This is a genomic window from Halopseudomonas aestusnigri (assembly GCF_002197985.1).
In the GTDB taxonomy this organism is placed as follows: Bacteria; Pseudomonadota; Gammaproteobacteria; order Pseudomonadales; family Pseudomonadaceae; genus Halopseudomonas; species Halopseudomonas aestusnigri.
This window is the reverse complement of sequence record NZ_NBYK01000024.1, coordinates 1-9,557: the sequence shown is the minus strand read 5'-3', so window position 1 is coordinate 9,557 and position 9,557 is coordinate 1. Positions and strand designations below refer to the sequence as shown.

Genomic DNA, 9,557 nt, shown 5'->3' with positions numbered 1-9,557 from the left:
ACCTTTTTTTAGCCGTCTGACGATTTAGCGGTAGTTACCGGCGCGCAGCGCAGCGATGCGCTCATCCAGCGGCGGATGACTCATCAGCAGACCGGCCAGACCATTTTTCAGACCGCCGTTGATACCGAAGGCGGTCATCTCGCCGGGCAGCTCAACCGGAATGCCTTGCTCGGCTTTCAGATGCTCCAGCGCTGCGATCATGGCACCGGCACCGGCCAGCTGGGCCCCGGCGGCATCGGCGCGGAACTCACGCTGACGGGAGAACCACATGACGATGATGCTGGCGAGGATGCCCAGTACCAGCTCGGCAAAGATGGTTGCGATGAAGTAGCCGATGCCGGGGCCGTCACTTTCGTTCTTGAATACCGCGCGATCAACGAAGTTGCCGATGATGCGGGCAAAGAACATGACGAAGGTGTTTACCACGCCCTGGATCAGCGACAGGGTGACCATGTCACCGTTGGCTACGTGACCGATCTCGTGTGCCATAACCGCTTTCACTTCGGCTGGGCTGAAACGCTGCAGCATGCCTTCAGACACGGCAACCAGCGACGCGTTCTTGTTCCAGCCGGTGGCAAACGCGTTTGGCGCGCGGGACGGGAAGATTGCCACTTCCGGCATGCCGATGCCGGCGGTGCGCGCCAGTTCTTCAACGGTGCTTACCAGCCAGCGCTCCTGCTGGGTTTGTGGCTGTTCGATCACGCGGGCACCGGTGCTGCGCTTGGCCATCCACTTGGACAGGAACAGCGAAACGAAGGAGCCGGCAAAACCGAATACGGCACAGAAGATCAGCAGCGACTGCAGGTTCATGCCACCCTGACCATCGTGGACGCTGCCAACGCCCAGCAGGCTCAAGGTGACACTGGCAACCAGAATCACTGCTACGTTGGTAGCCAGAAACAACAGTATTCGCATCATGGGGGTATCTAATCCTATCGAATGAAAACCGGGTGTTGCAGACGCCTGCTCAAGGCCTGGGCGATTTACATGGGGCTTATATTGGGCGAAAGCCCGTGTCTTTCAACGACGACTCTATGACAAAACGTGTCTTGAGCGGGTTCCGCTGCGATGGGTCACGATTGACGGCGAAAGCACTGCTGAACGGCGTCGAAGATTTCGTTGCCAGAGCCGCTGCGCAGGGCATCGCGCAGGCGTTGGGCAAGGGTAGCTCGCTGGCGTGCGACACTGGCTGGCAGGTCTGCCTGCAAACGTTGCGGGTCAGGTGCAGAGAGCAGGGTGAAGGCGCGTTCGGTCAGGCAGCACTGATCAATCGCTTCCTGGCGGATAGTGTCGGTGTAGCGCAGGAACCCTTCCTGGCCGAGCCACAGCATGGTGCTGAAACAGGCCATGTGTCGTGGTGCGGGAACACCAAATGCATCGGGTTCATGTTCGCCGATCAGATCGACGACAAACAGGCTGCCCGGTTGCGGAAAACGGTTGTACAGCGCCACCAGAATGCGCGCGACATCCTGGTGGAAGTCCTCGATATGAAGATCCGCTGCCACAAGGCTTACTGCCGGTAACTCTTGAGGAAGTTGCCGATGCGGCCAATCGCCATTTCCAGATCATCCTTGCGCGGCAGAGAGACGATGCGGAAGTGGTCAGGCCATGGCCAATTGAAGGCGGTACCCTGGACGATCAGAATCTTTTCCTGCAGCAGCAGGTCGAGCACGAACTTCTCGTCGTTATGGATCGGGTAGACCTTGGGGTCCAGGCGCGGGAACAGATACAGCGCGCCCTTGGGCTTGGTGCAGCTGACGCCGGGAATCTCGTTGAGCAGTTCCCAGGCGGTGTCACGCTGTTCCAGCAGGCGGCCGCCGGGCAGAATCAGGTCATTGATGCTCTGGTAGCCGCCGAGAGCCGTCTGGATCGCGTGCTGGGCCGGCACGTTGGCGCACAGGCGCATCGATGCCAGGATTTCCAGGCCTTCCAGATAGCTGGTGGCGTGCTGCTTGGGACCGCTGATAACCATCCAGCCGGAACGGAAGCCGGCAACCCGGTAGGACTTGGACAGACCGTTGAACGTCAGGCAAAGCACATCGGGGGCGACCGCCGCCAGTGATTCGTGGACAGCGCCGTCGTACAGGATCTTGTCGTAGATCTCGTCGGCAAACAGGATCAGGTTGTGCTCGCGGGCGACCTGGGCCAGTTGCTCAAGCACTTCGCGTGGGTACACCGCGCCGGTCGGGTTGTTCGGGTTGATGACGACCATGGCTCGGGTATTGGGAGTAATCTTGCTGCGGATGTCCTCAATGTCCGGATACCAGTCTGACTGTTCGTCGCACAGGTAATGCACTGGCTTGCCGCCGGAGAGGCTGACCGAAGCGGTCCACAGCGGATAGTCCGGGGCCGGGATCAACACCTCGTCGCCGTTGTTGAGCAGACCCTGCATGGCCATCACGATCAGCTCGGATACGCCGTTGCCAAGGTAAATGTCTTCAATGCCGACACCCGGTATGTTCTTGGTCTGGGTGTAATGCATCACCGCCTTGCGCGCCGAGAACAGGCCGCGCGAGTCGCTGTAGCCCTGGGCGGTTGGCAGGTTGAGAATGACGTCCTGGAGGATTTCCTCCGGCGCCTCGAAACCGAAGGGTGCAGGGTTGCCAATGTTCAACTTGAGAATGCGGTGACCTTCTTCCTCGAGGCGCTTGGCGTGCCGCAGAACGGGCCCGCGAATGTCGTAGCAGACATTGGCCAATTTGTTGGACTTGCTAACCTGCATGATGCTTACCTTGTCGATCCAGGGCTGGGTGGGATGTGTCGGGGAGGCGATTGGAGACTTCCCTGAGCGCGCGTAAAGCGCTCATCATACGTCTTGCGTGGGCGAGTGTGAAAGCCCGATTACGGTTATCCGGAGTGAATTCATGAACAAGATCAGCAAGAGTGAATCCGAGTGGCGCGAGCAGTTGTCCGAGCCGCAGTTCCAGGTCTGTCGCCTGAAGGGAACCGAACGCCCGTTTACCGGTGCCTACTACCGCAATACCACCCCCGGGGTGTACCACTGCATCTGCTGCGATGCCGCACTGTTTGACACCGATACCCAGTTTGATGCCGGCTGCGGCTGGCCGAGCTATTACCAACCGGTACGTCCTGAGGTTGTAGAGGAACACGAGGACTTCAGTCATGGCATGCACCGTATCGAGGTGACCTGCGCCCAGTGCGATGCGCACCTGGGGCACGTGTTTCCGGACGGTCCGCCGCCGACCGGGCTGCGCTACTGCATCAACTCGGTTTGCCTGCGGCTGGAGCCGCGCGAAGCATGATTAGTTGTGTGCAATTTTGTTGACATAAAGTTATTTGTGGCTAGGCTGGCGGGTGAACATTCCATTTCAGTCCTGTTTTTCAAGGAAGCCATCATGAGCAAGTTGCTGGACATACCCTGCACCACAATCGACAACCGCGACTCTTCCCTGGCAGAGCTGGGCGGCAAGGCCTACCTGGTAGTCAATACCGCCAGCAAGTGCGGTTTTACCCCCCAGTACAAGGGCCTTGAAGCGTTGTGGCAGGACTATCGGGATCGCGGTTTGCGGGTCGCCGGCTTCCCGTGCAATCAGTTTGGCGCCCAGGAGCCCGGCAGCAGCGATGAAATCAGCCAGTTCTGCGAGCTCAATTACGGTGTCAGCTTCCCGCTGTTTAAAAAGGTCGAGGTCAATGGCAGCAATGCCCATCCGCTGTTTGTCGAACTGAAAAGGCAGGCTCCGGGCCTGCTGGGCAGCAAGGGCATAAAATGGAACTTCACCAAGTTTCTGGTTGATGGCCAGGGCACGGTGGTCAAGCGCTATGCGCCGACCACTGCGCCCGATGAGCTGCGTGCGGATATCGAGGCGTTGTTGTCGTGAGTGCAGCGCGTAACCCTGATGAGCTGGACGATCTGCTGGCACTGGATAACCAGCTCTGCTTTGCTCTGTATGCCGCTTCGCGGGCCCTGATGCGGACCTATCGTCCCTTGCTGGAGCCGCTGGGGCTGACCTATCCGCAGTATCTGGTCATGCTGGTGCTGTGGGAGTGGCAACGGCAGCCGCCCGCGCATCCCGGTGTCAAGGCGCTGGGGGAGCGGTTGCAGCTGGACTCCGGTACCCTGACGCCGCTGCTCAAGCGCCTGGAGGCGCAGGGTCTGGTTCGACGCGAGCGAGTCAGGGGAGGCGATGAGCGTCAGCTTCAGGTCAGCCTGACTGAAGCTGGCGAGCGTCTGCGCGAGCAGGCCGGCGAAGTACCTCGAGCGCTGATGTGCAGCACGGGCATGAGCGCCGAGCAGGTCATGACCCTGCGCCGGGGCCTGGATCAGTTGCTTGGGGAGCTGCAGGAGTAACCTGGTCTGTCGGTGTCAGCCAGCGCTGCAGTACCGCCTGCAGGTCTTCGCGCTTGAAGGGTTTTGCCAGGTAGTCGTCCATGCCCGCATCCTTGCAGCGCTGGCGGTCCTCATGTAGCGCATTGGCGGTGAGCGCAACGATGGGCAGGTGCTGCCAGCGCGGGTCGGCGCGCATGCGTCGGCTGGTTTCGTAGCCGTCCATTACCGGCATGTTGCAGTCCATCAATACCAGTGCGTAATCCTGTTCTACCAGTTTGCTGAGTGCGATTTCGCCGTGCTCGGCCAAGTCCACCTCGAACCCCAGGCGGCTGAGCATGCCCTTGGCCACCATCTGATTGACAGCGTTGTCCTCAACCAGCAGCAGTCTCTGGCCGTTGCCCATCTGCTGCTCGGTGCTGCTTTTTTCGCTGCGAGGCTGAGCCTCGAACAGGCCATCGATGGCAAGCGCCAGGCGATGCCTCGCCGGCGGCGTGGCGACCTGCTGGCGAACGTGGCAGGCCTCGGCCCGCGTCTGATCCAGTTGCTGGCTGTAGCTGCAGATGAGCAGGCGAGGAATATCCGGTCTGATGTCCCGCAGCCGTTCAGCCAGCTGCGGACTGTCGATCAGCCAGCAGCGGGCGGCCGGCAGGTCCCCTGCGAAGTTGTCGCTTGGCTCGTAGTCGATACGCTTGCAGCGCATTTGCCAGCTTTCCAGCAGGCGCTGCAGTGTGGCGCCCTGAAGGTGGCCGCGCTGATTCCAGATCAGTACGTTGCAAGGCTGTGGCCGTTTGTAGCGCGGTGCCTGCTCATGGCGCAGCAGTGGCAGTCGTACGCTGAAGGTACTGCCGCGCCCCGGTGTCGATTCGACACTGAGTTCGCCGTGCATCGCATCTGTCAGGCTCTTGCACAGGGTCAGGCCGAGGCCTGTACCGCCGAATCGCCTGGAAATCTGAGCGTCGGCCTGGGTGAAGGGCGAAAATATCTCGTTGATTGCCTGCGCTGGAATGCCGATGCCGGTATCGCTGACGCTGATGCAGACATGCTGTTGCGCCCCCTCGCTGCGCTCCAGCGTCAGACGCAGAGCGACATGGCCCTGCTCGGTGAACTTCAGGGCATTGGAGAGCAGGTTGCTGATGATCTGACGGATGCGTGTCGGGTCGCCGAGCAGCAGTCCGGGCAGGTTGGGGTCGATTTCGCAGATCAGTTCGAGGTCCTGCTTGCCGGCGTTCTGGGAAAGCAGGCTGGCCGTTTCCTCCAGCAGAGCGCCGAGGTCGAAGGGAATCTGTTCCAGTTGCAGCTTACCGGCCTCGAACTTGGACAGGTCGAGGATGTCATTGAGCAGCGCAACCAGCACCTTGCCCGAGTCGTAGGCGATAGACAGCTGCTGGCGCTGCTCCTCGTTGAGCGGGCTGTCCAGGGTCAGACCGATCATTCCCAACAGGCCGTTGATCGGTGTGCGGATTTCATGGCTCATGTTGGCAAGGAAGGCCGAGCGCGCGCGCGCCATATCCAGTGCTGCCTCGCGGGAGGCCTCCAGCTCTCGGTTGGATTCGCGCAACTGCGCATTGGTGTGCTGCAGTTCGGTGGTGCGTGATTCCACGATGCTTTCCAGTTCCTCGAGATACTTGCGCAGCCGCTCCTCGGCGCGCAGCTTCTGGCGCAGGTTGACATCGATGCTCTGTAACTGACGGTTAATCACCTCGACCAGCGCGCCAATCTCGTCCCGCTCGTGACCATCAGGGCAGGGCAGGCGGCTACGCTCGCCCTCGGTTTTCATGTTCAGCAGGTCATTGATCAGGTGCACAAGCGGCTTGGTCAGCATGGCGTAGAACAGCACCATGAGGATCAGCGACAGCACCAGGCTGAGTACGAAGCCGGAAAGCATCGTGAGTCCTGCGCGGCGCAGGAAGCTCGCCCCCTGGTAGAACGTGTCGACTTCGATGACCAGGTGGCCCAGCAGCTCACTGGGGGCATGGTCGACGTACAGGGGCTGGGAGTAATCACGACGGCGACCGAACAGGGCGTCGCTGACGGCTCGATAGCCGCTGTTTGCCATTGGACGGCTGACGCTGGCCAGGGCAATGCCGTTGTTGTCGATAATCTCTGCGCGAACGACTTCGGGTGCCTCCAGCAGGCCGTTGACCAGCTCCAGCGCCAGCTCGGCATCAATGTTGTAGGCAATGCGAGCGGCGGGGCTGAGACTGACGTTGATCTGGGCCTGGACTTCCTGGTCGATCAGCGCGTCTTCAGAGCGATAGTCGACAACGACCTGGATGAGGCTAAGCAGGGTTCCGAGAATAAAGGCGGCGAGGACGCTGAGGCGCGCCTGCTTGAACGACAGTCGGTTGGTGAAGCGGATATCCATAAATGGGCGTCGATTCCAGTGGCGTCCTTTGCTGAGCTTAGCGCAATTGTCGGGTGGGTGATGGCCCTTTATAGCTGTAGTGGTGACAGTGACGCTGGCGTGGCATTCTTGCACGTTTGACGGCCAAAGGAGAAACCCATGTCGGGCATGAGTAGCGAGCAGTTCATGCAGCGTGTCGCGGACTTCATCGATCGCTTCGAGCGCACCTTGCCGGCGACGCCCTCCGCGGTTGACTGGAACAGCACTTTCGCCGCGCGCTGGAGCATGGAAGGGCAGCGGTGCCAACTGCGTCCGCTGCAGGTCAGTCTCAGTTTGAGGCTGGACGATCTGGTGGGTGTTGATCGGCAAAAACAGCTTTTGCAGAGCAATACCGGCCAGTTTGTTCGCGGCCTGCCGGCCAATAATGCGCTGCTCTGGGGGGCGCGCGGCACGGGCAAGTCTTCACTGGTCCGGGCGCTGCTCAGTGAGTACGCGCAGGCCGGGATGCGTCTGATTGAAGTAGACAAGGCCGATTTGGTGCATTTGTCTGCGCTCCTGCCGCTACTTGCCGGTCAGCCCTGGCGCTTCGTGCTGTTCTGTGACGATCTGGCTTTTGAGGCGGACGACAGTGGCTACAAGGCGCTGAAGACGGTCTTGGACGGTACTGTCGAAGCCAGCCCGGAAAATATCCTGCTCTATGCCACCAGCAACCGGCGCCACCTGCTGCCGGAGCACAACAGTGACAATCTGTCCGCCAGACAGGTTGATGGCGAGATTCATCCAGGCGAAGCGATTGAGGAAAAGATCGCGCTGTCGGACCGCTTCGGTCTGTGGGTTTCCTTTTACCCCTTCAGTCAGGAACATTACCTGGCGGTGGTGCAAAAATGGCTGGGTCAGTTGGCTGGCGAGTACGGATTGCAGTGGCAATGGGACGAGCAGCTGCAGCTTGAGGCCCTGCGCTGGGCGACGGGGCGGGGCAATCGCAATGGGCGCTGCGCCTATCAGTTTGCCCGTTCCTGGGTGGGGCGTCAGTTGCTTGGCAACTGACGCGGGGCATCAGCGTTACATGCGACCGCTGAGCTTGGCGACCAACTGATGTTCGGCCGGAAGCAGGGCCGAGACGCTCCCGCGTGCGGTGACGCGGCTCAGCAGTGAGGCCAGTCCGGGCCAGCGCGCTTCGTCTATCAGCTCGCCTGCGTGGGCCATGTTGATCAACTGACAGACCACAGCGATATCGGCCATGCTGAACTGGTCGCCGAGAAAGAAGCGCCGTTCTCCCAGTTCGCGCTCCAGGTAGTCGAACAGCGGCGGCAGGTGCTCGTTCAGCGATGCCTGCACCCTGGCTTCATCGACGGGCTCTCCGACGCTGCAAGCGACGATGCGAGGAAAGAACACACCAAAGGTACAGTGCGGTGCCAGCTCATAGTCGGCATATTTCTCCAGCCAGCGAACGCGGGCGGCTTCTTCCGGCGTGCTGCCGTAGAGCGAAGGGCCGCCGCGGCTGTCCTGCAGATACTGGGCTATGACCGCAGAGTCCGCCAGCTTGACGTCGCCATCGACAAGCGCTGGTATGCGCCCGAGCGGGCTGATGTCGTAGTACCAGTCCGGTTGGCCGCGGGGCGGAATGAACGTGTGCTCGTAGGGGATCTGATGTTCCGCCAGCAGGATGCGCACCTTGCGCACAAAGGGGGACAAGATGGCGCCATAGAGAGTCAAGGCCATGTCAGGGCTCCAGTATTGTTAGGTCAGGACGTCGGCGCGCTTTGGCGCCGAGCGAGTGTGGTTCACAGGGGAGAATCTCAGGATATTGGCCGCTTCCGCTGAACGTGCAGGCAGCGCGGGCGTCCGCCCGCTGGGTCAGTCGTCGTAAACGGCTTTCTTCTGCCAGCCGGCGTCTTCCGATTCCAGCTCGGCGAGGCCGGCGGTCAGTTCACTGGGTTGACCTTCATCGGCCCGGTTCTGTTCTACCACTGCTGCTTCGGCACGTTGCAGCAGGCGCTTGTACTGCTCCAGATGTTTCGCCAGCCCCGGGTTATTCAGTCGAGTAATAAAGGCGATGGCGCGCTCGTATTGCAACTTGGCCACTCGCGGCTTGCCTTGCTGCATGCCCAGCTTGGCGGTTGCATTGAAGGTATCCAGTGTGGCGCTGATCAGGAACCGGCGCACCTGACCGCCCGCCTGCTTGAACGTGGCGTTGTCGATTAGCCGGTCCTGTTCTGCCAGCTGTAACTGCTTGAACAGGTTTTCCAGCTGCAGCCGTGCTTCCTTGCCCTTGGCTTCACTGTCCAGCTCGGCCACGGGGTTGCTCGGCAGCTTACCTTCGGCAATGGTTGCCCGGGTTTGCTCCAGACGCTGAGCAGCATCGGCAGATTTGCCGATACGACAGAGCCGCTCCAGCAGGGCCGCTTCAATCTCCAGAATCACCTTTGCAAGCTCCGGTGGCATGAACTGGCCGGGGATGCTGGCCATGGCTTGCCGGCTGAGTTTGATACGCGCATTCAGTTCCGCGACCTGGCGAGCGCGCTCCAGCCTGCTGCGCTCGAGGCTGTGGCTTATGAATCCCACGCAGACGAGAATGATCAACCCTCCCGCCAGCAGACCGCCAATGAGTAATGGGGACACGCTCTGGTCTCTCTTTTTAAGTCGGAGCTTTAACGATAACCGGTGTCGATACTGACCTGATTTCACTGCAGATCAATGTCACTTTCGCATCATGGCCGACTGAAATCGGTCGGACAAGCCTTTTTTCCCGGTTTGGGCGTGCGGGTGTGGGCAGCGCAGGCCGCCCTGCATGGTCGATGCAAGTCATTGTTATCCCACTGCGCGCAGCAAAAAAACCTGAAAAAATATCAGCTTGAGGGGTTGACGGTGTTTCGGACGCTGCATAAAATGCGCGCCACTTGCAGCGAACATCACGCAGCAGGG

The 9,557-nt window shown here is 60.5% G+C and carries 11 protein-coding genes; 5 read left to right on the top strand and 6 right to left on the bottom strand.

What is annotated here, in order from left to right:
* Positions 1-24: 24 nt before the first annotated feature.
* From htpX to B7O88_RS17515, 3 genes are all read right to left on the bottom strand, one after another.
* Positions 25-918, bottom strand: a complete 894-nt coding sequence (htpX, locus tag B7O88_RS17525; RefSeq protein WP_088278052.1) for a protease HtpX — start codon at positions 916-918, stop codon at positions 25-27.
* Positions 919-1,073: 155 nt separating this feature from the next.
* The gene (locus B7O88_RS17520; protein ID WP_088278050.1) at positions 1,074-1,505 is read right to left on the bottom strand and encodes a hypothetical protein; all 432 of its coding nucleotides are present in this window, start codon (positions 1,503-1,505) and stop codon (positions 1,074-1,076) included.
* A gap of 5 nt (positions 1,506-1,510) precedes the next feature.
* Complete coding sequence (locus B7O88_RS17515; RefSeq protein WP_088278048.1) at positions 1,511-2,722, bottom strand: pyridoxal phosphate-dependent aminotransferase; 1,212 nt, start codon at positions 2,720-2,722, stop codon at positions 1,511-1,513.
* Positions 2,723-2,864: 142 nt separating this feature from the next.
* Between B7O88_RS17515 and msrB the strand changes: the two genes are divergently transcribed.
* From msrB to B7O88_RS17500, 3 genes are all read left to right on the top strand, one after another.
* Positions 2,865-3,263 (top strand): peptide-methionine (R)-S-oxide reductase MsrB, encoded by a 399-nt coding sequence (gene msrB, locus B7O88_RS17510; protein ID WP_088278046.1) that lies wholly within the window; start codon positions 2,865-2,867, stop codon positions 3,261-3,263.
* A 93-nt stretch (positions 3,264-3,356) separates the two neighbouring features.
* The gene (locus B7O88_RS17505) at positions 3,357-3,839 is read left to right on the top strand and encodes a glutathione peroxidase (protein WP_172409681.1); all 483 of its coding nucleotides are present in this window, start codon (positions 3,357-3,359) and stop codon (positions 3,837-3,839) included.
* Positions 3,836-4,309 carry a MarR family winged helix-turn-helix transcriptional regulator gene (locus tag B7O88_RS17500; protein WP_228247421.1) on the top strand — a complete coding sequence of 158 codons (474 nt, stop codon included), beginning with the start codon at positions 3,836-3,838 and terminating at the stop codon, positions 4,307-4,309. The genes B7O88_RS17505 and B7O88_RS17500 overlap by 4 nt, the downstream gene beginning before the upstream one ends.
* Here B7O88_RS17500 and B7O88_RS17495 read toward each other — a convergent pair.
* A complete protein-coding gene (locus tag B7O88_RS17495) occupies positions 4,257-6,653 on the bottom strand; it encodes an ATP-binding protein (RefSeq protein WP_088278044.1) in 2,397 nt (798 codons plus the stop codon). The genes B7O88_RS17500 and B7O88_RS17495 overlap by 53 nt on opposite strands.
* A 147-nt stretch (positions 6,654-6,800) precedes the next feature.
* Here B7O88_RS17495 and B7O88_RS17490 point away from each other — a divergent pair, with 147 nt between their 5' ends.
* Positions 6,801-7,679: an ATP-binding protein gene (locus B7O88_RS17490; RefSeq protein ID WP_235005831.1), complete on the top strand. Its 879-nt coding sequence runs from the start codon at positions 6,801-6,803 to the stop codon at positions 7,677-7,679.
* Positions 7,680-7,694: 15 nt separating this feature from the next.
* On the opposite strand, the gene B7O88_RS17485 is transcribed toward B7O88_RS17490, so the two are convergent.
* Positions 7,695-8,354, bottom strand: a complete 660-nt coding sequence (locus tag B7O88_RS17485) for a glutathione S-transferase family protein (protein WP_088278040.1) — start codon at positions 8,352-8,354, stop codon at positions 7,695-7,697.
* Positions 8,355-8,489: 135 nt separating this feature from the next.
* Positions 8,490-9,254: a hypothetical protein gene (locus tag B7O88_RS17480; protein WP_140418609.1), complete on the bottom strand. Its 765-nt coding sequence runs from the start codon at positions 9,252-9,254 to the stop codon at positions 8,490-8,492.
* A 75-nt stretch (positions 9,255-9,329) separates the two neighbouring features.
* Between B7O88_RS17480 and B7O88_RS18090 the strand changes: the two genes are divergently transcribed.
* On the top strand, positions 9,330-9,557 hold a 228-nt coding region (locus B7O88_RS18090), incomplete at its 3' end, for a hypothetical protein (protein ID WP_216359017.1).